The organism is Streptomyces sp. NPDC050549, assembly GCF_040655035.1.
GTDB lineage: Bacteria > Actinomycetota > Actinomycetes > Streptomycetales > Streptomycetaceae > Streptomyces.
Genome location: NZ_JBFAJD010000058.1, coordinates 1 through 23,573, shown reverse-complemented (window position 1 = coordinate 23,573; position 23,573 = coordinate 1). Strand labels below are relative to the sequence as shown.

Genomic DNA, 23,573 nt, shown 5'->3' with positions numbered 1-23,573 from the left:
GTCTCATGTTTCACGTGAAACACCGCCCCTGATGCTGTCCGGGGTCATGTTTCACGTGAAACATGACCCCGTTTCACGACCTCAGCTCCCGGAGGCCCACCACTCCTTGAGCGCGGCCACCGCCGCCTCATGCTCCATCGGCCCGTTCTCCAGCCGCAGTTCCAGCAGGAACTTGTAGGCCCGACCGATGACCGGCCCCGGCGTCACGCCCAGGATCTCCATGATCTGGTTGCCATCGAGGTCGGGACGGATCGAGTCCAGCTCCTCCTGCTCCTGAAGCTGCGCGATACGTTCTTCCAGCCCGTCATACGCACGGGACAGCGCGGCAGCCCTGCGTTTGTTCCGCGTGGTGCAGTCCGAGCGGGTCAGCTTGTGGAGTCGCTCCAGGAGCGGGCCGGCGTCGCGGACATAGCGCCGGACTGCCGAGTCGGTCCACTCGCCGGTTCCGTAGCCGTGGAAACGCAGGTGGAGTTCGACGAGACGCGAGACGTCCTTCACCAGCTCGTTGGAATACTTGAGCGCCAGCATGCGCTTCTTGGTCATCTTCGCGCCGACCACCTCGTGGTGATGGAAGGAGACCCGGCCGTCGTCCTCGAAGCGGCGGGTGCGCGGCTTGCCGATGTCGTGCAGCAGGGCGGCCAGCCGAAGGGTCAGGTCGGGACCGTTCTCCTCCAGTTCGATCGCCTGCTCCAACACGATCAGCGTGTGTTCGTAGACGTCCTTGTGCCGGTGGTGCTCGTCGCTCTCCAGGCGCAGGGCGGGCAGCTCGGGCAGGACATGATCGGCGAGACCGGTGTCGACGAGCAGCGCCAGGCCCTTGCGGGGGTGCGTGGAGAGGATCAGCTTGTTCAGCTCGTCCCTTACCCGCTCGGCCGAGACGATCTCGATCCGCCCGGACATCTCCTTCATCGCCGTGACGACCTCGGGAGCGACCTCGAAGTCGAGCTGCGCGGCGAAGCGGGCCGCTCGCATCATCCGAAGGGGATCGTCCGAGAAGGACGCCTCGGGAGTACCCGGGGTACGCAGCACCCGGGCGGCGAGGTCGCCGAGACCGCCGTGCGGGTCGATGAACTCCTTCTCCGGGAGCGCGACCGCCATCGCGTTCACCGTGAAGTCGCGCCGGACAAGGTCCTCCTCGATGGAGTCGCCGTACGACACCTCGGGCTTGCGCGAGGTCCGGTCGTACGCCTCCGACCGATAGGTGGTCACCTCGATCTGGAAGCTCCGGTCGACGTCTCCGACGCGGGCGTCCTTCTGCACCCCCACCGTTCCGAAGGCGATCCCGACCTCCCACACGGCGTCCGCCCAAGGCCGGACAATCTTCAGCACATCCTCGGGTCGTGCGTCCGTCGTGAAGTCCAGGTCGTTGCCGAGCCGGCCGAGCAGCGCGTCGCGTACCGAGCCGCCGACCAGGGCGAGGGAGAACCCGGCCTCCTGGAAGCGGCGGGCGAGGTCGTCGGCGACGGGAGCCACCCGCAGCAGTTCGCTCACCGCGCGATGCTGCACCTGGCTCAGGGCACTGAGGTTGTCTTCGTTGGCGTTCGGCACAAGAAAAAAGGGTACGTGGCCCGGGCGACCCCGAGCGCCTCCATTAAACGTCTACAGACACGTCCGTCGATATCAGCGCAAGCCGAGCTTTTGCGACTTACTGGATTACTCATCCCTATACCGCATATACGGGGCGCACCGATATCGATCTGCGATCTTGTGGAGCAGTCCGCGGCACTTCCCCTCAGCGCGCATCGTTACCATGCGTGGACGCACATTGCGACGACCACTGACGACGACGAGGGACGGGCGAGCGCGTGGCCGAGGCGGCAGACTTCCAGGGGACGTGTCCCTCACCTGCCCGCCGGTGGCTGCGGCGCACCGGCGCACTGCTCGCCGGGGCGCCTCTGCTGGCCGGCCTCCTCCAGATGTCCGTCGCCGCGCCCGCCGGTGCGGCCGAACAGACCTCCGCGCGGGCCGCCTCCGGCTCGCAGACGGTGTCCGTCTCCGTGGACACGCTCACCCCCAGTGTCCCCACGGACGGGGACACGGTGACGGTCTCCGGGACGGTGACCAACAACGGCAAGCAGGCGGTCACCGATGCCCACGTGGGCCTGCGTCCGGGACAGGCGCTGAGCACCCGCTCGGCGATCGACAGCGTCGCTCAGCGCACCGACTTCGTCCAGGGTGTCGACGGCTCGGAGATCGACGACAAGTACTCGCAGAAGTTCTCCAAGCTCACTCCGGGCGTCGCCGAGCCTTTCAGCCTCTCCGTGCCAGTCGACAAGCTGGACCTCGGCGAAGACGGCGTCTACCCGCTCGGTGTATCGCTCTCCGGCCAGACTTCAGCCCAGCCGTGGGACCAGGTGCTGGGCATCCAGCGGACGTTCCTGCCGTGGCAGCCCGACGACGCGGACACGAAGACGAAGACGACGTTTCTGTGGCCGCTCGTCTCCGACGTCCACATGACGGCACAGACGGGTTCCAACGAACAGCAGACGCCGGTCTTCCTCAACGACGACCTCGCCAAGGAGATCGCCCCGGGCGGCCGACTCGACCAGATGCTCTCTCTGGGCAAGGACCTCGACGTCACTTGGGTGATCGACCCTGACCTGCTGGCCTCCGTCGACGCGATGACGCGCAGCTACAAGATCCAGGGCGCCGGCAACACCACCACGACCGGCACCCACCAGGCGGTCGCCAAGGCGTGGCTGGCCCAGCTGCAGTCGGCGGTGGCGGACAAGGAGGTCGTCGCCCTTCCCTTCGCCGACCCGGACCTGGCGTCCCTCGCCCACAACGGCACCAGCGTCACCGGCTCGCTGAGCCACCTCAAGGACGCCACGGACGTCGCCGCGACCACCGTGGAAACGGTGCTCCACGTGACACCGACCACCGACTTCGCGTGGCCGGTGAGTGGCGCCGTGGACCCGTCGATCATCAAGGTCGCCACCTCGGCCGGCGCCGACAAGGTGATCGCCCGCAGCGACAGCCTCCAGGAGACCGGCGGCCTGCCGTACACGCCCTCCGCTGCCCGCCCCATCGGTGGCGGTACGACGGCGGTGGTCGCCGACGCGCGCCTCTCCACGGCGTTCGAGGGCGATCTGACGAAGGCCGGGGCGGCCACGCTCGCCGAGCAGCAGTTCCTGGCCCAGAGCCTGGCGCTGGACCTGCAGACGGACAAGCAGCGCAGCATCGTCGTCGCGCCGCAGCGCATGCCGACCGCGAGCCAGGCCCAGGCGATGGCCGAGGCACTGACGGCCCTTCAGGGCAGCACCTGGACCGAGTCCCAGGATCTCGCGGCGGCGGCCAAGGCCAAGCCGGACCCGGGTGCCACCACGAAGATCCCGTCGTCCTCCAGGTACCCCTCCTCGCTGCGCAAGCAGGAGCTGCCGAGGTCGGCCTTCGAGGAGATCGCGACGACTCAGGACAAGCTCGACAACTTCCAGGTGATCCTCAGCAACGAGGCCCGCGTGGTGACCCCCTTCGGGCGGGCCATGAACCGCGAGATGTCCACGTCGTGGCGCGGCCGAGCAGGAGAGGCGGAGAACTTCCGCCAGGGCGTGCTGAGTTATCTCGACGACCTCACCGAACAGGTCAAACTGATCGACAAGTCAGAGACCAAGCTCTCGGGCCGCAGCGCCACGATCCCCGTGACCGTGCAGAACAACCTGGTGCAGGGCGTCGACCACCTGATCCTGCGCCTCACCTCGACGAACCCCACGCGCCTCAAGATCGGCGGCAAGGCCTACACGGAGCAGCGGGTCACGGTCAACGGCGGGCACAGCCAGTCGGTGAAGTTCACCACGACGGCCAACGCCAACGGCAAGGTGGGCGTGGTCGCTCAGCTGTACACGGAGGACGGCCAGGAGTACGGGCAGGCCGTCAACTTCGACGTGAAGGTCACCGAGGTCACCGCCACGGTGATGCTGGTCATCGGCGGCGGTGTCCTGCTGCTCGTCCTGGCCGGCTTCCGGATGTACACGCACCGCAAGCGCGCCGCCGCCCGTCAGGCCGAGGAGGAGGGTCCCGACGGGCCCGACGACGCGGCGGGCGAAGCACCCGGGGGCCCGGAGAACCCAGAGGGCCCGCAGGACCGTCTCCAGGAGGAGTCCGGCACCCCGTCCCGGGCAGACGACCCTGAGCACCCGAGTGACCCGACACCGGACACCGCACCGGAAAGCGCCGACCCGTCCGGCACGGGTGAGAGAGTGGACCGTTGAGCGATGTCGTGGCCGGTGGGCCCGGGGACGATGAGGTGGGGTAACCATGAACGCGCCGTACGAGGGTGACCGCGGTCAGGGCGCGGGCAGCTCGGGCTACCCCGAGGGTCCGCCGCCCGAACACGGCCAGGTGCCGCCGCAGCCCCCTGCGGACATGTACCTCCAGGACGCCTACGACCAGGACCCCTACCGGGCGCAGGACCTCTCCGCCCAGGACCCGGTCGCCGAGGCGCTCTACGACCGCGCCGCCCACCCCCCGCCGCCGCCGGGCACGTACCAGCCGCAGCCCCCGCTCTACGCCCAGCCGCCCCAGTCCCCGTACGCCCCCGATCCCCGTGTGTGGGCGCAGACCCCGGCGCCCGAGCCGGAGGGCCCGACCCAGTACCTGCCGTACGGCGACGACGCCCGGACGACCCAGTTCGTGGGCGTGGACGACCTGGTGACCGGGGCCGGCGAGGAGTACCACGAGCCGGATGCCTTCGCTCATCTCTTCCGGGACCAGGGACAAGGCCAGGGCGGCGGACGCCCGCCGATGGACTCCCCGGCGGTCCCGGGCCCGTCCCCGGCACCACCCTCGGGTCACGGTCCCACCACGCCGCCCCCGGCACCGGTGTCCGACGCCACGATGCAGCTCACTCCTACGGCACCTGCAGCGGCGCCTGCGGCCGCGAAGGGCGGTCGGGCCACGGGGCTGTTGAAGTCGAGTGCCGTGATGGCGGCGGGCACGATGGTCTCCCGCCTGACGGGCTTCGTCCGTTCCGCGCTGATCGTCTCGGCATTGGGCCTCGGCCTGCTCGGTGACTCTTTCCAGGTCGCCTACCAGTTGCCGACCATGATCTACATCTTGACTGTCGGCGGTGGCCTCAACTCGGTCTTCGTGCCGCAGTTGGTGCGCGCCATGAAAGACGACGAGGACGGCGGTGAGGCCTTCGCCAACCGCCTGCTGACCCTTGTCGTGGTGGCCCTCGGTGGCCTCACCATCCTCGCGATGTTCGCGGCGCCGCTCCTGGTGCGCATGCTCTCGACATCGGTCGCCAACGACCCCGCCGCGAGCGAAGTCGCCGTCACCTTCACCCGCTACTTCCTGCCCTCGATCTTCTTCATGGGCATCCACGTGGTGATGGGCCAGATCCTCAACGCCCGCGGCAGGTTCGGCGCGATGATGTGGACCCCGGTCCTGAACAACATCGTCATCATCGTGACGCTGGGCATGTTCATCTGGGTCTACGGCACCGCCGGCAGCTCCGGCATGACCGCCGGGAACATCCCGGCGGAGGGCCAACGCCTCCTGGGAATCGGAGTTCTCCTCGGGCTCGTCGTACAGGCCCTGGCGATGATCCCGTATCTGCGGGAGACGGGATTCCGCCTGCGACTGCGTTTCGACTGGAAGGGCCACGGCCTCGGCAAGGCCGCGATGCTCGCCAAGTGGACAGTCCTGTTCGTCCTCGCCAACCAGGCGGGCGCCATGGTCGTCACCCAGTTGTCCACAGCCTCCGGCAAGGACTCCGGCGTCCTGGGCACAGGCTTTGCCGCCTACGCCAACGCCCAGCTGATCTGGGGTCTGCCGCAGGCCATCATCACCGTCTCCCTGATGGCCGCCCTGTTGCCCCGTATCTCGCGTTCTGCAGCCGAGGGCGACAGTGGAGCCGTCCGCGACGACATCTCCCAGGGCCTCCGTACGACCGCCGTCGCGATCGTGCCCATCGCCTTCGGGCTCCTCGCCTTGGGCATCCCGATGTGCACCCTGATCTTCGGCTCCTCCGGCACCAGTTCGGCCACGAACATGGGGTTCATGCTGATGGCCTTCGCCCTCGGCCTGATCCCGTACTCGGTGCAGTACGTCGTCCTGCGTGCCTTCTACGCCTACGAGGACACCCGGACGCCCTTCTACAACACCGTCATCGTCGCCGCGGTCAACGCGGGTGCCTCGGCGGTCTGCTACTTCGTGCTCCCGGCCCGCTGGGCCGTGGTCGGCATGGCGGCCTCGTACGGCCTCGCGTACGCGATCGGTGTCGGCGTTGCCTGGAACCGGCTGGGCAAGCGGCTGGACGGCGACCTGGACGGCGCCCGGGTGCTGCGGACGTACGCTCGGCTCTGTATCGCCTCCGTGCCGGCCGCACTGCTCAGTGGTGCGGCCTGCTACGGGATCGGACATACGCTCGGCCAGGGGGTCGTCGGCTCGTTCGCCGCCCTTCTGGTGGGCGGTGCCGTACTGCTCGGAATCTTCTACGTCGCCGCCCGGCGCATGCGCATCGAGGAGCTCAACTCCCTCGTCGGCATGGTGCGCGGGCGCTTGGGGCGCTGAGGCGGGGGCACACGCACAACCATCGTCCGCCGCTGTGTGTCGTGCATAGCGGCAGACTGTGGGCACAATTGGTTTCGGCGTCGGACAGCGTGCAACGGATGGGGAGGCAGGAGCGGCGGTGGCGGAACGGAGCACGGCTGCCGTCGACGTGGCAGACAACAGCGGCGACGAGCCGCTGACCGCCAAGGCGGACCAGTCCACGGCCGACGGGGTGGCCCAGAACCCGGAGCGGGACACGGACAACGACGAGGCACAGGGGAGTGGCGGGATCGAGGAAACCGGGAAGGCCTCACCTCCCGAACTGCACAGCGGACACAAGCTCGCCAGACGCTATCGCCTCGAAGAGTGCGTCACCCGTCTGGACGGCTTCAGCAGTTGGCGCGCGGTGGACGAGAAGCTCCGCCGTGCCGTCGGTGTGCACATCCTGCCCGCGGACCATGCGCGGGCCCGCTCGGTGCTGGCCGCGGCCCGTTCCTCGGCACTGCTGGGTGATCCCCGTTTCGTCCAGGTCCTGGACGCCGTGGAGGAGAACGACCTCGTCTACGTCGTGCACGAATGGCTGCCCGACGCCACGGAACTGACGGCACTTCTGGCGCCCGCCCCGCTGGAGGCGCATGACACCTACCAGATGGTGAGTCAGATCGCCTCCGCGATGGCAGCCGCCCACCGCGAGGGCCTCGCCCATCTGCGCCTGAACCCGAACGCGGTGCTGCGCACCTCGTCCGGTCAGTGGCGCATCCGGGGCCTTGCCGTCAACGCCGCGCTGCGCGGCATCAGTTCGGACACCCCTCAGCGCACGGACACCGAGGCGATCGGCGCCCTGCTGTACGCCGCTCTCACCCAGCGCTGGCCGTACGAGAGCGACGCCTACGGCCTGTCCGGGCTGCCCAAGGGCGTCGGTCTCATCGCCCCCGACCAGGTGCGCGCAGGTGTCCACCGAGGCCTCTCGGAACTCGCCATGCGGGCGCTCGCCAACGACGGTGCCACGGCCTCCCGGCACGAAGCGGCGTGCACCACTCCGGAGGAGCTGGTGAAGGCGATCGGCGAGATGCCCCGCATCCGCCCGCCGGAGCCCGCGTTCACCGCGCCTCCCGAGTACCAGCGCACGACCTACCAACAAGGCTCGTACGGCCGCCCCGCGCCGCGTCCCGGGGCCACTCAGGCAGTGCCGACCCCGCCGCCCCCGCTGCAGAGCCGCACCGGCAAGGTACTCAAGTGGGCCGTGTCCGCGCTGCTGATCGCCGCGCTGGGTCTGGGCAGTTGGCAGCTCGCGGACGCTCTGATGGATCAGGGCAACAAGTCCGACGACACGAAGCAGACGCAGCCGACGGACGGGAACGACAAGAGCGGCGACAAGACCAAGCCGGTCAAGACGCTCTCCATCCAGGCCGCCCAGGAGTTCGTAGCAAAGGGCGACGCCCAGCACCCCAACGACGTCGGCAAGACGTACGACGGCGATCCGTCGACGTACTGGCGGACCTCCAGCTTCATAGGGGGCCCGGTGCTCGCGCCGTACAAGCCGGGCGTGGGCATCGTCTACGACCTCGGTTCGGCGCAGAGCGTCTCCACGGCGACCATAGGGCTCTACTACCGCGGCGATCACACGACGGTGAAGCTGTACGCGGCCGGCTCGCTGTCGCCCTCCTCCCTGGACTCCATGACGCAGATCGGCAGCGTGACGACGACGGGGACCAGTGCGACGGTGAAGGTCACCAAGCAGGTGAAGACCCGGTACGTTCTTGTCTGGCTCACCGCTCTGCCCCACGCGGCGAGCGACCGATACAGCGATGCCGGCTACAAGCAGGCCATCACCGACGTGAAGTTCACGGGCTGACGTCTCACCGGAGGGGGAGGGGATCCGATGGCGGAAGGCGCCGGGCACGACGGCATGAGCGATCAGGATCTGCTCGCCCGTCATGTCGAAGGCGACCCGGACGCCTTCGGTGAGCTCGTACGGCGTCACCGGGACCGTCTCTGGGCCGTGGCCCTCCGCACGCTGGGCGACCGCGAGGAGGCCGCTGACGCGGTCCAGGACGCCCTGGTCTCCGCCTACCGGGCCGCCCACACCTTCCGCGGCCAATCGGCCGTCACGACCTGGCTGCACCGGATCACCGTGAACGCCTGCCTGGACCGTGCACGCAAAGCCGCCTCCAGGAAAACGTCTCCGGTCGACGACACCGAGCGCCTCGAACAGCTCCTGGAACCGCACGAGTCGGCCGCTGCCCCCGCAGAGCGCAACGACCTGCACCGCCAACTGCTGGAAGCCCTCGGTACCCTCCCGACAGACCAGCGCGCCGCCCTCGTCCTCGTGGACATGCAGGGCTACCCGGTCGCCGAGGCCGCCCGCATGCTCGATGTGCCGACGGGCACGGTGAAGAGCCGCTGCGCACGCGGAAGAGCCAGGCTGCTTCCGCTCCTCACGCATCTGCGGCCGGAAAGAGCCGCTGACGACGAGGAACCGGGTGCACGACGGAACCGGGCGCAGGGGACATCCGTCCCACCGGCAGCGGGACCACGCGAATCGTCGGGTCCCAAGGATGCAGGGCCGAGCGATTCAGCTGCGGTGAAGGGCGGAGGTGGGCGAGCGTGACATCCACGGACATGGCCGGGCACCCGGACGTCGCGGAGATCTCCGACCTCACCGAGGGCCTCCTCCCGCCGTCCAGGACGACCGAGGTACGACAGCATCTGGACGAGTGCGAGCTCTGTGCGGATGTCTTTGACTCGCTGGAGGAGATCCGAGGGCTGCTGGGCACACTGCCCGGCCCACCGCGGATGCCGACCGAGATCGCGAGCCGTATCGACGCGGCCCTCGCCGCGGAGGCCCTGCTGGGTGCCACCACCCCCGAGACCTTGGCCGCGCCGACCTTGGTGAGCGCATCCCGATCCGTGTCCGGCGAGGACACCGCGACGCATGTTTCACGTGAAACATCGCCTTCGGCGGACCGCCCGTCAGGACGTGCGCATGCGGCAACCGGTCCCGGACGCAAGGACCGTAGTCGCGGCGGTCGCCGCGGGAGGATCGTCCTGGGAGCCGTGTTCACGGCAGCCGTCCTCGGAGCCGGCTCTCTGTTCCTCCAGTCGCTCGGGGACCACAAGACGTCCGACGCGGCTCATGGGAACCCGACCAACGCCGCAGACACGTTCTCAAAGGGAAAGTTGGAGAGCGAGGTCGCGGATCTTCTCTCCGCTAAGACCGCCACGAGTCGGGGTGCCGGCACAGGGGACTCCTGGAACGCCGCAAGTGTGCCGGACGGTCCGAAGTCCTCTGCCAAGACCCCTCAAACCCTGATCCAGCCCTCCGGCACCATTCCGAACTGCATCAGGCAGGGCATCAACCGCGGCAACGAAGATGTCCTCGGGGCCAAGAAGGGCACCTACAACGGGAACGCCGCGTATCTCGTGGTGCTACCCGATGCCTCCGACAGCACTCGGGTCACGGCGTACGTCGTCGACGCCGCCTGTGTCAGTGGGCAGACATCCGCCCCTGGCAAGGTTCTCCTGACGCGGTCGTACGCCCGTTCCTGACTTCGGACGCCTCATCGCCGACCGGTGTGGTACATCCCTGCTGTGTGCCGTCTCCGTATGCCCGGACACAGCGGGAATGCGGGCCCCGTAGGATCCGTTGGGTGGGGTGGAGGCTCCGACAGGGGCTCCCACCGGTCGTACTGACGCAGTCCAGAGACGAGGAACCAAGCCGTGAGCGACGTCCGAAACGTGATCATCATCGGCTCAGGGCCCGCCGGCTACACGGCGGCGCTCTACACCGCGCGCGCGTCGCTGAAGCCGCTGGTGTTCGAGGGCGCCGTCACCGCTGGTGGCGCGCTGATGAACACCACCGAGGTGGAGAACTTCCCGGGCTTCCAGGACGGCATCATGGGCCCCGAGCTCATGGACAACATGCGCGCCCAGGCCGAGCGGTTCGGCGCCGAGCTGATCCCGGACGACGTGGTCTCCGTCGACCTGACCGGTGAGATCAAGACCGTCACCGACACCTCGGGCACCGTGCACAAGGCGAAGGCCGTCATCGTCACCACTGGCTCGCAGCACCGCAAGTTGGGCCTGCCGAACGAGGACGCGCTTTCCGGCCGGGGTGTCTCCTGGTGTGCCACCTGTGACGGATTCTTCTTCAAGGACCAGGACATCGCCGTCATCGGTGGTGGCGACACGGCGATGGAGGAGGCGACCTTCCTCTCCCGCTTCGCCAAGTCCGTGACGATCGTGCACCGCCGGGACAGCCTGCGTGCCTCCAAGGCGATGCAGGAGCGTGCCTTCGCCGACCCGAAGATCAAGTTCGTCTGGGACAGCGAGGTCGCCGAGATCGAGGGCGACCCGAAGCTGGCCGGCCTAAAGCTGCGCAACCTGAAGACCGGGGAGCTCTCGGACCTAGCGGTGACGGGTCTGTTCATCGCGATCGGCCACGACCCCCGCACGGAGCTGTTCAAGGGCCAGCTGGACCTGGACGGGGAGGGCTACCTGAAGGTTGAGGCACCCTCGACCCGGACCAACCTGACCGGTGTCTTCGGCGCCGGTGACGTCGTCGACCACACCTACCGCCAGGCGATCACCGCCGCCGGCACCGGCTGCTCCGCGGCTCTTGACGCCGAGCGTTTCCTCTCCGCCCTCGCGGACGAGGAGAAGGCAGAGCCCGCGAAGACCACCGTCTGACCCCCATCCGCCCCACCGCACGATCAAGTTAAGGAGCCCGCCGTGGCCGGCACTCTGAAGAATGTGACCGACGATTCCTTCGAGCAGGACGTCCTCAAGAGCGACAAGCCCGTCCTCGTGGACTTCTGGGCCGCCTGGTGCGGTCCGTGCCGTCAGATCGCTCCGTCCCTCGAAGCCATCGCCGCCGAGTACGGTGACAAGATCGAGATCGTCAAGCTCAACATCGACGAGAACCCGGGTACGGCCGCCAAGTACGGCGTGATGTCCATCCCGACCCTGAACGTCTACCAGGGTGGCGAGGTCGCCAAGACCATCGTCGGTGCGAAGCCGAAGGCCGCGATCGTCCGCGACCTTGAGGACTTCATCGCCGAGTGATGTTTCACGTGAAACATGGATGGGCCGACTCCCCGGAGTCGGCCCATTTGCTTTGGAGCTGTTCCTGACTGTTCCTAGAGCGGTCGCAGCGCTGGTTCCTTCTGTACGGCCCCCAACAGCCGGTCGAGTGCCAGCTCCACGTCCTCCTTCCAGGAGAGCGTTGTACGCAGCTCCAGCCGCAGCCGTGGATTGGTGGGATGCGGGCGGACCGTCTTGAAGCCCACAGCTAGCAGATGGTCGGCAGGCAGTATGCAGGCAGGCTCTTTCCAGCGAGTGTCGCCGAAGGCCTCGATCGCCTTGAAGCCCCGCCTCAGCAGATCCTTGGCGACCGTCTGGACCATGACCCGACCCAGCCCCTGTCCCTGGTAGCCCGGCATGATGAACGCCGTCATCAGCTGTACGGCGTCCGGCGACACGGGGCTCGTGGGAAACGCCGTGGAGCGGGGAACGTAGGCAGGGGGCGCGTACAGGACGAAGCCCACCGGGACGTCATCGACGTAGACGACCCGCCCGCAGGAGCCCCAGTCCAGTAGGACGGCGGAGATCCAGGCTTCCTTCTCCAGGGCCGTCGTGCCCGCTCTTACCGCGGCCTGGCCGCTGACGGGGTCCAGCTCCCAGAAGACGCACGACCGGCAACGCTGGGGAACGTCCGGGAGGTTGTCCAACGTGAGCGGTACGAGCCGACGCCCCATGAAGGCTGATCCTCGCTTCCTTCGCCCGCAGCATCGCGGGCGGCTGTCAGGGCGCTGCGTTCCCTGAGCAGACTGCCGACGAACCCGCCGACCGCCCCCAGGCCCAGACCCGCGCTCACCAGTCCGGTGCGGCTCACCGTTCGCATGGCCCCTGCCTCCCCTAAGAGGTGCTGCCAGGTGGATGCGCCATACCCGAACGCATCGTATCCATGATGCGATTCCATCGATACCGACAGAAAGCAAAGAGCGAGCCGTGTTCCGGTACACACCGGACACGGCCCGCTCTGCAGGTCGAACGAAATCCAGGCCGTAGACGGACGGATCAGACCTCGTCCTCCGAGTCGTCGTCCAGCAGGCTGCGCTGCAGGACCGGCCCCTCACCCGGAGCCAGCGAGCCGAGGATCCGCTCAAGGTCCTCCATCGAGGCGAACTCGACAGTGATCTTGCCCTTCTTCTGCCCCAGGTCGACCTTCACCCGGGTCTCGAAGCGATCCGAGAGGCGCGTGGCGAGGTCGGACAGCGCTGGGGAAACCAGAGCGCCGGCCCGCGGTCCCTTGGAGCGCTGAGCGGTCTGGGGCCGTGAACCCATCAGGGTCACGATCTCCTCGACGGCCCGCACGGAGAGCCCCTCCGCCACAATCCGGTGAGCCAGCCGGTCCTGTTCCTCCGAGTCGTCGACGGAGAGTAGCGCCCGGGCATGACCGGCAGAGAGCACGCCGGCCGCGACCCGACGCTGGACCGACGGCGAGAGCTTCAGCAGACGCAGGGTGTTGGAGACCTGCGGGCGGGAACGCCCGATACGGTCCGCCAGCTGATCGTGCGTGCAGTTGAAGTCCTTGAGCAACTGATCGTAGGCAGCCGCCTCTTCGAGCGGATTCAGCTGGGCGCGGTGCAGGTTCTCCAGGAGGGCGTCCAGGAGAAGCTTCTCGTCGTCCGTGGCCCGCACGATCGCCGGGATCGCATCAAGACCTGCTTCACGGCAGGCCCGCCAGCGCCGCTCGCCCATGATGAGCTCGTAGCGCGTCGGGGCGATCTGCCGTACGACGACGGGCTGGAGAAGGCCGACCTCCTTGATGGAGGTGACGAGCTCCTGCAGCGCATCCTCGTCGAACACCTCACGGGGCTGGCGCGAGTTCGGCGTGATGGAGTCGAGAGGCAGCTCGGCGAAGTGGGCACCGATGGGAGGCGCGAACGTCTCCACGGCGCCGTACGACGGCTCCTCTGTGTCGTAGGAAGCCGGCGGCAGGGTGGTGACTTTCGCCGCGGCCACTCCTCGGTCGCCGGTGATGACCGGAACGGCCGTGGGGGACGCGGAAGCAGTGCCGCCTCCCATGGCGGCCGGAGCCACCGTCTTCTCCCCGGTCGGGGCTGCGGGGATCAGTGCGCCGAGCCCACGGCCCAAACCCCTCCGTCGCTCGCTCACTGAATGCCCTCCACCATGCTCTGGTCGCTCTGCGCGCCGATGTGCGCATGTGGTGCGTCGTAGCTGACGCCCACACCCTTCAGTGCGATTTCCCTTGCTGCTTCAAAGTAGGAGAGGGCACCGCTCGATCCGGGATCGTAGGTCAGTACCGTCTGCCCATAACTCGGCGCCTCGGAGATACGAACCGAGCGGGGAATGCTCGTCCGCAGCACCTCGTCGCCGAAGTGGCTGCGCACCTCGTCCGCGACCTGGGACGCGAGACGTGTCCGGCCGTCGTACATGGTAAGCAGGATGGTCGACACATGCAGGTTGGGGTTGAGGTGCCCCCGCACCAGGTCGACATTGCGGAGCAGTTGTCCGAGGCCCTCCAGCGCGTAGTACTCACACTGGATCGGGATGAGCACCTCCGCACCGGCAACCAACGCATTGACCGTCAGCAGGCCGAGCGAGGGCGGACAGTCGATGAGGATGTAGTCGAGCGGCTGCTCGTAGGCCTGAATCGCCCGCTGCAGTCTGCTTTCTCTCGCCACCAGGGACACCAGCTCGATCTCCGCACCGGCGAGATCGATCGTGGCAGGGGCGCAGAAGAGACCCTCGACATCGGGAACTGGCTGAACAACCTCGGAGAGAGGCCTGCTGTCGACCAACACGTCATAGATGGAAGGAACTTCCGCGTGATGATCGATCCCCAGTGCCGTGGAGGCATTGCCCTGTGGGTCGAGGTCGACCACCAGAACACGGGCACCGTGCAGTGCCAGCGAAGCGGCAAGATTGACGGTCGTCGTCGTCTTGCCCACCCCGCCCTTCTGGTTGGCGACAACCATGATTCGGGTCTGCTCGGGTCGTGGCAGACCCTCGCCCGCACGACCTAGGGCTTCCACAGCCAGTTGGGCAGCACGACCGATGGGAGTGTCGTCCATAGGGGGCGGTGTTTCACGTGAAACATCCTCCCCCATCGACTCGGTACGGGGACCGGGGACCGGATCGGTCATCGGTCCCGCGATGTTGGCGTCGGACCGCAAGGATTCACTCTCCTCGACTTCAGGCTCGCAATGAACAGAGCCTCCCATGTCTTCAGGGTCGTGAACCAGTGAGGCCTGTTGTTCTGTGGAGAATTCCACCTCTGTGGACAACTCCGTGCCCTCTCCGAGTGATCCGAGAGGCTTCCGATCGCGGGGTTCGGCCGCGCGGCTGCGGCTGATGATGCCGTGGAGCAGTGAGCGACGTTTCACGTGAAACACGATGCACAGCAGCCGAGGCCGAACTGTCCGCGACACTCCGGCATGCGTAGGTTAGGCAGCTTGTGTGGAGTAAGTCTCGTCGTCAGGACGGATCAGCGACGACGCCGGGTCCGTCCGGTGCGAGCCGCCTTCGCGCGTTTGGCGGCGAAGCGCACGCCGCCGGGACTCTCCCCTACTTCGACGCGCACGACCGTGGACAGCGGATCCACGACGCCCTCGCCCACATGGAGGATGGACGTCTCCACAGCACCGAGCTTGCTCAGGGCTGTTGCCGCCGCCTTGAGCTCTTCCTCGGCGGTGTCGCCTTTGAGGGCAAGCATCTCTCCGTAGGGACGCAGCAACGGGATACCCCAGGTGGCCAGCCGGTCCAGCGGTGCCACGGCCCGGGCCGTCACCACATGGACGGGCTGCAGCTTGCCCATGACCTCTTCGGCCCGACCCCGCACCACGGTCACATGGTCCAGGCCCAACAATTCGACGACCTCGGCGAGGAAGTTGGTCCGACGCAGCAGTGGCTCCAGGAGCGTGATCTTCAGATCCTCCCGGACAAGCGCCAGGGGAATGCCTGGCAGGCCGGCTCCCGAACCGACGTCGCAGACGGTCACGCTCTCCGGCACGACCTCCGAGAGCACCGCACAGTTCAGGATGTGCCGTTCCCACAGGCGGGGCACCTCACGTGGGCCGATGAGACCACGCTGCACGCCCGCGTCGGCGAGCAGCTCGGCGTATCGGACCGCATCCTCGAAGCGATCGCCGAACACCTCGCGCGCCTGCTCGGGCGCAGGGGGAAGCTCCGCTGCCTCCGTCACGGGGGACCGTCCTTCCGTACCGCAAAAGCGCATGGGGCGCTGACCATCAGGACCACCAGAACTACAGGACTATCAGGCTGACAAAGTTCGGCCCCGTCTGCTCAACAGACGGGGCCGGTGGAACGTGGGGACAGATCAGGCGGGAAGTACGACGACGAAGCGCTGCGGCTCCTCGCCCTCCGACTCGCTGCGCAGTCCCGCGGCCTTGACGGCGTCGTGCACGACCTTGCGCTCGAACGGGGTCATCGGGTTCAGCTTCACCGGCTCGCCGGTGTTCTTCACATCGGCCGCGGTCTTGGCGCCCAGCTCGGAGAGCTCGGTCCGCTTCTTGGCGCGGTAGCCGGCGATGTCCAGCATCAGCCGGCTGCGGTCCCCCGTCTCCCGGTGGACGGCCAGGCGGGTGAGCTCCTGGAGTGCTTCCAGCACCTCACCGTCACGGCCGACGAGCTTCTGCAGGTCGCGGCCGCCGCTGTCGCTGATGATCGACACAGCGGCGCGGTCGGCCTCGACATCCATGTCGATGTCGCCGTCGAGATCGGCGATGTCGAGCAGACCCTCAAGGTAGTCCGCCGCGATCTCGCCCTCCTGCTCCAGGCGGGACAGGGTGTCTGCACCCTCGGCAGCGGCGGAGGTGGTGGTGCCTTCCGTCACGGGATGGACTCCTTCTTACTTCTTGGACGGGGACTTGGGCCGCTGCGGACCCTTGCGCTGTCCGGACTGGGCCTTGCTGCGGGTACCGCCGGCGGGCTTCGGGGCGGCCTTCTTGGCAGCGGTGGCGGGCTTGGCGTCCTCGGGTTCGTCCGACTTGCTCAACGAAGTCTTCGGCTCGGCGTCGTCGGGCGTGTTGCCGGCACTGTCCTCGGCCGCCTTCGCGGCGGCGGACTGGCGCTGGGACTTGGTCTGCCGCTTGGGCTGCTGGCGCCGGGGAGCGGCCGTGGTCGGCGTACCGTCCTCGGACTCCACCGCGGCCTCGCCCTTCACCACAGTGCCGTCGGCCTGGGCCACGAGGCCCACCTTGGTCAGGCTGTTGATGAACTTGCGCTCGAACTCGTTGCGTTCGCGGCCCTTGGAGACGATCGCCTTGATGATGGCCTTCTCGCCCCGGCTGCGGGTCTTCTCGTGGTGCGTGACGTGCTTGGTCAGGCGCTCCAGGTAGGCGGCCTGGGCCTTGGAACCCGGCGTCGGGTTGTTGTGGATCACGTACATCTGCTGGCCCATGGTCCACACGTTGGTGGTCAGCCAGTAGACGAGGACACCGACGGGGAAGTTGATGCCGAAGATGGCGAACATGACCGGGAAGACGTACATCAGCATCTTCTGCTGCTGCATGAACGGGGTCTTCACCGTGGTGTCGACGTTCTTCGTCATCAGCTGGCGCTGCGTGTAGAACTGCGACGCGGACATCATCACGATCATGATCGCGGTGACGACCCGGACGTCGGTCAGCGTGGCGCCGAGCGCCTCGACCTTGCTGCTGCTGTCCGTGAACTTCGCGGCGAGCGGAGCGCCGAAGATGTGCGCCTTACGCGCGCTGGCGAGCAGCGAGTCGTTGATGACGCCGATCGTCGAGCCCGTCGCGATGCCGTTGAGCACGTGGTACAGGGCGAAGAAGAACGGGGACTGCGCCAGGATGGGAAGGCACGAGGAGAGCGGGTTGGTACCCGACTCCTTGTACAGCTTCATCATCTCTTCGGACTGACGCTGCTTGTCGTTCTTGTAGCGTTCCTGGATCTTCTTCATCTCGGGCTGCAGGGTCTGCATGGCCCGGGTCGCCTTGATCTGCTTCACGAAGAGCGGGATCAGGCAGATGCGGATCAGGATCACCAGGGACACGATGGACAGGCCCCAGGCCCAGCCCGTGTCGGGACCGAAGACCTTCCCGTACACCGAGTGGAACTGGACGATGACCCAGGAAACGGGTGTCGTGATGAAGCTGAAAAGACTGGCAATCGTGTCCACTAATCATGCTCCTTGGGCATGGGACGGTGTCTCTGCGGCCGGGCTCGAAGGACTCAGCCCTTCAGTGGCCGTTTCGGCGGCGGAGGTCCCGCCCTTGTCTGCGCGCCGTGCGCCCCGCAGCATCTCGTGCCACCGCGGACGCTTGCGCGGCGGGACATGGTCCACACCGCCGAGCGACCACGGATTGCACCGCAGGATGCGCCAGGCCGTGAGCGCGGTGCCCTTGATCGCGCCGTGCCGGTCGATGGCCGTATAGCCGTAGTGGGAGCACGACGGGTAGTACTTGCACACCGGCCCGAGCAAAGGACTGATCGTCCACTGGTACAGCTTGATCAGTGCCAGTAGTGGGTACTTCATCGCGCGCCCCCTCCCAGCAGCCGCTGAACGGCGGCATCCAGGTCTTGGGCCAGCTGTGCATGGTCGGCGTCACCCGCTCCGGGCAGCGCTCGTACGACTACCAGGCTACCGGGGGGAAACAGAGCGACTCGCTCACGCATCAGATGGCGAAGTCTGCGCTTCACTTTGTTCCGCACCACGGCGCCGCCCACTGCCTTGCTGACGACGAAACCCGCACGCGTCGGGGGAGCGCTCTCCCCTGGCGCGTGCGGGTCCGTGGCACCGCTACGAAAGTGGACGACGAGAAGCGGGCGGCCGGCCCGGCGACCCCGTCGTACCGCGGTCGCGAAGTCCTCGCGCCGCCTCAGCCGATGCTCGGTAGGCAGCACGACGTCATGACCTGATCGGGATCAGGCGGACAGGCTGGCGCGACCCTTGCCACGACGGTTCGCGAGAATCGCGCGACCGGCACGGGTACGCATCCGCAGGCGGAAGCCGTGGGTCTTGGCCCGACGACGGTTGTTCGGCTGGAAGGTGCGCTTGCTCACGAGGGGGCTCCAGAAATAAATCGGTGGTTGCGGGTGCCGTCCTGGCTGTCACCGTGCGCCCACGAGTAGCTCGCAGTAACGCCCGAGTGCACCGCTGACCGATCACCCACATGCGATCTGTGCCCATCGGAGGCAGGCGGCAGCAGCCATCGACAACTCGACCTGGTCACGGTACGCGGGGCTACGCCATCCGGTCAAACCAGCGGTCACAGCGAGACACTATCCACAGGCTGGGGACAACAACTTGAACCGCACCCGTCGCCCTGACTACCGTGGCTGGACTCTGATTCGTTCCTTTGTCCCCCGCCCCGACACCTTTTTCCCCTGCGTCCCACCCGATTTACATCCCGTCCCGTCCGCGAACCACACGTTCGTGGGACCCGTGAGAGAGCGTGCCCTGTGGCTGACGTACCTGCCGATCTTGCCGCAGTGTGGCCACGAGTGCTGGAGCAACTTCTCGGTGAGGGGCGTGGGCAGGGTGTCGAGACCAAGGACGAGCACTGGATCCGGCGCTGCCAGCCCCTGGCACTCGTCGCAGACACTGCTTTGCTCGCCGTACCGAACGAATTTGCGAAAGGTGTGCTCGAAGGCCGCCTCGCGCCGATCGTCAGCGAGACCCTGAGCCGCGAGTGCGGCCGACCGATCCGTATCGCGATCACCGTCGACGACTCCGCGGGCGATCCCCCGGGACCGCCGACACCCCCCGCCCCGCCCCAGCGCCGCTACGAGGAACCCGAACAGAACCGGGACCCGTACGAGGGCGGCTACGGCCGTCATCGCGCCGAGCCGCTCCCGGGCGGCCCCGGCGACCAGCTGCCCACCGCCCGTCCCGCCTACCCGTCGGAGTACCAGCGGCCCGAGCCCGGCGCCTGGCCGCGGCCGTCGCAGGACGACTACGGCTGGCAGCAGCAGCGGCTCGGCTTCCCCGAGCGGGACCCGTACGCGTCACCGTCCCAGGACCAGTACGCCCCGCCGGCACAGGATCAGTACGGCTCGCCGTCCTCGGAGCAGTACGGAGCACCGTCGAAGGACCAGTACGGAGCGCCGCCCCAGGACTCCTACAAGCCGCAGCAGGACCAGTACGCCCCGCCGACGCAGGACTACCGCCCGCAGTCGATGGAGCGTCCGTCGTACGAGCAGCAGCGCGCGGAGTACGAGCAGTCGCGGGCCGAGTACGAGAAGTCCCGCGCGGAATACAACCAGCGTGACGCGCGCCGCGATCTGTCCGACTCGCGCTCGTCGTCGAACTCCGGCCATGTGCACCGCGGCGGGCCGGGGTCGCCCGGTCCGCTGGGCTCCAAGCCCGCGCCGGCGGCCGGCCCCGGTGAACCGACCGCGCGCCTGAACCCGAAGTACCTCTTCGACACGTTCGTCATCGGCGCCTCGAACCGCTTCGCGCACGCCGCCGCGGTCGCCGTCGCCGAGGCGCCCGCGAAGGCGTACAACCCCCTTTTCATCTATGGGGAGTCGGGGCTCGGCAAGACGCACCTGCTGCACGCGATCGGGCACTACGCGCGGAGCCTGTACCCCGGCACGCGCGTGCGGTACGTGAGCTCGGAGGAGTTCACCAACGAGTTCATCAACTCGATCCGCGACGGCAAGGGCGACAGCTTCCGTAAGCGGTACCGCGAGATGGACATCCTTCTTGTCGACGACATCCAGTTCCTCGCGGACAAGGAGTCGACGCAGGAGGAGTTCTTCCACACCTTCAACACGCTCCACAACGCGAACAAGCAGATCGTGCTGTCCAGCGATCGGCCGCCGAAGCAGCTGGTCACGCTGGAGGACCGGCTGCGGAACCGTTTCGAGTGGGGCCTGATCACCGACGTCCAGCCGCCCGAGCTGGAGACCCGTATCGCCATCCTTCGTAAGAAGGCGGTGCAGGAGCAGCTCAACGCCCCGCCGGAGGTACTGGAGTTCATCGCCTCCCGCATCTCGCGCAACATCCGCGAGCTGGAGGGGGCGCTGATCCGGGTGACGGCGTTCGCGTCGCTCAACCGGCAGCCGGTGGACCTCGGTCTCACCGAGATCGTCCTCAAGGACCTCATCCCGGGCGGCGAGGACTCGACCCCGGAAATCACGGCGTCGGCGATCATGGGCGCCACCGCCGACTACTTCGGCATCACGGTCGAGGACCTGTGCGGCAGTTCACGCGGGCGCCAGCTGGTCACGGCCCGGCAGATCGCCATGTACGTGTGCCGCGAACTGACCGACCTCTCTCTGCCGAAGATCGGCGCGCAGTTCGGCGGTCGCGACCACACCACGGTCATGCACGCCGATCGCAAGATCCGCGCGCTGATGGCCGAGCGCCGCTCGATCTACAACCAGGTCACCGAGCTGACCAACCGGATCAAGAACGGCTGACAGCCGCGGAGTTACGACACCGAAGGGCGCCCAGGGATTTCCCCTGAGGCGCCCTTCGGCTTGCCGGGGCCGGCCGCGGCGGCGCTCGGAGGAGACGGAAGACGCTTCAACGGCCACCGGGGAAGGCGGCCCAAAGGCGTCCGAAGGCGCCACGGAGTCCTCCAGGGCGATCCGCAGCCGTTCCGGAGGCAGTCCGGAGCCGGTCCGAAGGCGATCCGGAGCAAGAGGGGGAGCCGCTTCTAAGCGGTCCAGCGCCCTTCCGAGACCGATCTCGCAGCCCCTCGGGACGTGTCCGCCGCCCATCCACAGCTGTGCGCAGACCGCCCGCTGTTCGAATAGCTGCCGGGTTACGGCCGCCCTCCACAGATTTGGTGACTTTCTTCCGTCCACATCCTGGGGACTGCGAAGTTGTCCAGATCGTGTCCACAGGCGTCTCGGATGCGAGACCATCAGTCCAGGTCAGGTGCTTGTGGATTCGTGGACAAAAGATCTCCACAGGCTGTGGACAAATCCGTGATCCACAGGCTGGGGACGGAGTTGTCCACCGACAACCCACAGGCTGGGGGCGGTTGTCCCCAGTGATCCCCAGCTTCTCCACATCGCTGTCCACTGTTCGGCAACGCGACGCGCCATCTCACCGTGTCGAGTGAAAGGCGTCACACGAAGGTGCCGGGTTGGGCTGTGGGAAAGGTGGGTAAAGCTGGGGACGGCGCTGGGGAGAAGTGGCCCTCGGCTGTGCATGGGGTGTGCAGAACTTTCCGTTCTCCACAGAAACCCGAGGTTGTCCACTGCCGTCACCCACAGGACCGGTGGACAAAATTCCCGCTCTGAGCTGGGAAAACGGGGTTATCCACGGTATCCACAGCCCCTACTACTACTAGCAACTAGAGAGAGCTGGGAAACCGTTTCGAAGCGGGGCCTGTGCACAACTCGCGCTTCGTTGCCCGACCGCCCCTCGTCACGACTTGACCCCGAGAGGCACCTACTGTCAGTGCCGTGCGTCAGACTGTTCCCCGATGTCCTTCCCCTCACAGGGACCGACGACACCGAGACAGACGACGAAGCCAGGCAGGCCGAGAAGCGCCGGCAACAGCAGGAGGCGGCAACAGTGAAGATCCGGGTGGAACGCGACGTACTCGCGGAGGCAGTTGCCTGGGCGGCACGCAGCCTCCCGGCCCGTCCGCCGGCGCCGGTCCTCGCCGGCCTCCTGCTGAAGTCCGAGGAGGGGCAGCTGAGCCTGTCCAGCTTCGACTACGAGGTCTCCGCGCGCGTTTCGGTCGACGCGGAGATCGAGGAGGAGGGCACGGTCCTCGTCTCCGGCCGGCTGCTCGCCGACATCTGCCGCGCCCTTCCCAACCGGCCGGTGGAGATTTCCACAGACGGTGTACGGGCGACGGTGGTCTGCGGTTCCTCCCGGTTCACCCTGCACACACTCCCTGTGGAGGAGTACCCGGCACTGCCGCAGATGCCGGGCGCGACCGGCACCGTCCCCGGTGAGGTGTTCGCCTCCGCCGCTGCCCAGGTGGCCATCGCCGCCGGGCGCGACGACACGCTGCCCGTCCTCACCGGTGTGCGCATCGAGATCGAGGGCGACACGGTGACGCTGGCGTCCACCGACCGCTACCGCTTCGCGGTCCGCGAGTTCCTCTGGAAGCCGGAGAACCCGGAGGCGTCCGCGGTCGCCCTGGTGCCCGCCAAGACGCTCCTGGACACCGCCAAGGCCCTCACGAGCGGCGACAGCGTGATCCTGGCGTTGTCCGGCTCGGGCGCGGGAGAGGGTCTCATCGGCTTCGAGGGCGCCGGCCGTCGTACGACGACCCGCCTCCTGGAGGGCGACCTCCCAAAGTACCGCTCGCTGTTCCCGACGGAGTTCAACTCCATCGCCGTGATCGAGACCGCCCCCTTCGTGGAGGCCGTCAAGCGCGTGGCCCTGGTCGCCGAGCGCAACACGCCGGTGCGGCTGAGCTTCGAGCAGGGAGTGCTGATCCTGGAGGCCGGTTCCAGCGACGACGCACAGGCTGTGGAGCGGGTCGACGCGCAGTTGGAGGGCGACGACGTGTCGATCGCCTTCAACCCGACGTTCCTGTTGGACGGCCTGAGCGCCATCGACTCCCCGGTGGCCCAGCTGTCCTTCACGACCTCGACCAAGCCCGCGCTGCTCAGCGGCAAGCCGGCCCTGGACGCCGAGGCGGACGAGGCCTACAAGTACCTGATCATGCCGGTCCGCCTCAGCGGCTGACCCAATCCGACGAGAACACCGCAGGTCGGGGCATACGGGCGGGTGCTTCTGAGCGCGTATGCCCACAGGTGTGCATGACCGTCCGGGTCTAGGCTCGGACACAGGTACGCAAGTGCCTTCATGCCACGTCGCACCTTAAGGAACAACTGATGGAGCTCGGTCTCGTCGGCCTCGGCAAGATGGGCGGCAACATGCGAGAGCGCATCCGCCGCGCAGGCCACACCGTCATCGGATACGACCGCAACCCGGACCTCGCCGATGTCCACAGCCTGGGAGAGCTTGTGGACAGGCTCAAGGGCCCTCGCGTCGTGTGGGTGATGGTCCCGGCCGGTGCCGCCACCCAGTCGACCGTCGACGAGCTGGGCGAGCTCCTGGAGCCCGGTGACGTCGTCGTGGACGGCGGCAA

At 67.6% G+C, this 23,573-nt stretch carries 20 protein-coding genes; 10 read left to right on the top strand and 10 right to left on the bottom strand.

What is annotated here, in order from left to right; translation table 11 throughout:
• Positions 1–81: 81 nt before the first annotated feature.
• Entirely contained in the window at positions 82–1,548 is a 1,467-nt protein-coding gene (locus AB0I51_RS44260; RefSeq protein ID WP_362984498.1) for a CCA tRNA nucleotidyltransferase, read from the bottom strand.
• 257 nt (positions 1,549–1,805) lie between these two features.
• On the opposite strand from AB0I51_RS44260, the gene AB0I51_RS44255 reads away from it, so the two are divergent.
• The 7 genes from AB0I51_RS44255 (at position 1,806) to trxA (ending at position 11,556) form a co-directional block, all read left to right on the top strand.
• Positions 1,806–4,208 (top strand): DUF6049 family protein, encoded by a 2,403-nt coding sequence (locus tag AB0I51_RS44255; protein WP_362984496.1) that lies wholly within the window; start codon positions 1,806–1,808, stop codon positions 4,206–4,208.
• Between the two features lie 46 nt (positions 4,209–4,254).
• A complete protein-coding gene (murJ, locus tag AB0I51_RS44250) occupies positions 4,255–6,513 on the top strand; it encodes a murein biosynthesis integral membrane protein MurJ (RefSeq protein ID WP_362984494.1) in 2,259 nt (752 codons plus the stop codon).
• A gap of 118 nt (positions 6,514–6,631) precedes the next feature.
• On the top strand, positions 6,632–8,347 hold the full coding sequence (locus AB0I51_RS44245) for a serine/threonine protein kinase (protein WP_362984492.1): 1,716 nt from the start codon (positions 6,632–6,634) through the stop codon (positions 8,345–8,347).
• Positions 8,348–8,374: 27 nt separating this feature from the next.
• On the top strand, positions 8,375–9,103 hold the full coding sequence (sigM, locus tag AB0I51_RS44240) for an RNA polymerase sigma factor SigM (RefSeq protein WP_362984491.1): 729 nt from the start codon (positions 8,375–8,377) through the stop codon (positions 9,101–9,103).
• A gap of 11 nt (positions 9,104–9,114) precedes the next feature.
• A complete protein-coding gene (locus AB0I51_RS44235; RefSeq protein ID WP_362984522.1) occupies positions 9,115–10,041 on the top strand; it encodes a hypothetical protein in 927 nt (308 codons plus the stop codon).
• A gap of 171 nt (positions 10,042–10,212) precedes the next feature.
• On the top strand, positions 10,213–11,181 hold the full coding sequence (trxB, locus tag AB0I51_RS44230; RefSeq protein WP_362984490.1) for a thioredoxin-disulfide reductase: 969 nt from the start codon (positions 10,213–10,215) through the stop codon (positions 11,179–11,181).
• A 42-nt stretch (positions 11,182–11,223) separates the two neighbouring features.
• Positions 11,224–11,556: a thioredoxin gene (gene trxA / locus AB0I51_RS44225; RefSeq protein WP_007383275.1), complete on the top strand. Its 333-nt coding sequence runs from the start codon at positions 11,224–11,226 to the stop codon at positions 11,554–11,556.
• 74 nt (positions 11,557–11,630) lie between these two features.
• Here trxA and AB0I51_RS44220 read toward each other — a convergent pair whose 3' ends face one another.
• From AB0I51_RS44220 to rpmH, 9 genes are all read right to left on the bottom strand, one after another.
• Positions 11,631–12,248 (bottom strand): GNAT family N-acetyltransferase, encoded by a 618-nt coding sequence (locus tag AB0I51_RS44220; protein ID WP_362984489.1) that lies wholly within the window; start codon positions 12,246–12,248, stop codon positions 11,631–11,633.
• A gap of 322 nt (positions 12,249–12,570) precedes the next feature.
• A complete protein-coding gene (locus tag AB0I51_RS44215; protein ID WP_362984488.1) occupies positions 12,571–13,671 on the bottom strand; it encodes a ParB/RepB/Spo0J family partition protein in 1,101 nt (366 codons plus the stop codon).
• Positions 13,668–14,741 carry a ParA family protein gene (locus tag AB0I51_RS44210; protein WP_078532690.1) on the bottom strand — a complete coding sequence of 358 codons (1,074 nt, stop codon included), beginning with the start codon at positions 14,739–14,741 and terminating at the stop codon, positions 13,668–13,670. Before AB0I51_RS44210 ends, AB0I51_RS44215 begins: the two co-directional genes overlap by 4 nt.
• A 263-nt stretch (positions 14,742–15,004) precedes the next feature.
• Positions 15,005–15,721, bottom strand: coding sequence for a 16S rRNA (guanine(527)-N(7))-methyltransferase RsmG (gene rsmG / locus AB0I51_RS44205; RefSeq protein WP_362984486.1), 717 nt, complete (start codon positions 15,719–15,721; stop codon positions 15,005–15,007).
• A gap of 135 nt (positions 15,722–15,856) precedes the next feature.
• Positions 15,857–16,372 (bottom strand): R3H domain-containing nucleic acid-binding protein, encoded by a 516-nt coding sequence (locus tag AB0I51_RS44200; RefSeq protein ID WP_019073357.1) that lies wholly within the window; start codon positions 16,370–16,372, stop codon positions 15,857–15,859.
• 15 nt (positions 16,373–16,387) lie between these two features.
• Positions 16,388–17,680 (bottom strand): membrane protein insertase YidC, encoded by a 1,293-nt coding sequence (yidC, locus tag AB0I51_RS44195; protein ID WP_362984484.1) that lies wholly within the window; start codon positions 17,678–17,680, stop codon positions 16,388–16,390.
• Positions 17,681–17,683: 3 nt separating this feature from the next.
• Positions 17,684–18,037 (bottom strand): membrane protein insertion efficiency factor YidD, encoded by a 354-nt coding sequence (gene yidD / locus AB0I51_RS44190; RefSeq protein WP_019073355.1) that lies wholly within the window; start codon positions 18,035–18,037, stop codon positions 17,684–17,686.
• Positions 18,034–18,405 (bottom strand): ribonuclease P protein component, encoded by a 372-nt coding sequence (gene rnpA, locus AB0I51_RS44185; protein WP_078532680.1) that lies wholly within the window; start codon positions 18,403–18,405, stop codon positions 18,034–18,036. The genes yidD and rnpA overlap by 4 nt, the downstream gene beginning before the upstream one ends.
• Positions 18,406–18,426: 21 nt before the next feature.
• Complete coding sequence (gene rpmH, locus AB0I51_RS44180; RefSeq protein WP_006381191.1) at positions 18,427–18,564, bottom strand: 50S ribosomal protein L34; 138 nt, start codon at positions 18,562–18,564, stop codon at positions 18,427–18,429.
• Between the two features lie 399 nt (positions 18,565–18,963).
• Between rpmH and dnaA the strand changes: the two genes are divergently transcribed.
• The 3 genes from dnaA to AB0I51_RS44165 form a co-directional block, all read left to right on the top strand.
• Positions 18,964–20,928, top strand: a complete 1,965-nt coding sequence (gene dnaA, locus AB0I51_RS44175; protein ID WP_362984481.1) for a chromosomal replication initiator protein DnaA — start codon at positions 18,964–18,966, stop codon at positions 20,926–20,928.
• A gap of 1,108 nt (positions 20,929–22,036) precedes the next feature.
• Positions 22,037–23,167: a DNA polymerase III subunit beta gene (gene dnaN, locus AB0I51_RS44170; protein ID WP_362984479.1), complete on the top strand. Its 1,131-nt coding sequence runs from the start codon at positions 22,037–22,039 to the stop codon at positions 23,165–23,167.
• A gap of 149 nt (positions 23,168–23,316) precedes the next feature.
• Positions 23,317–23,573: NAD(P)-binding domain-containing protein (locus tag AB0I51_RS44165; protein WP_362984477.1), on the top strand; the 257-nt coding region annotated here is incomplete at its 3' end.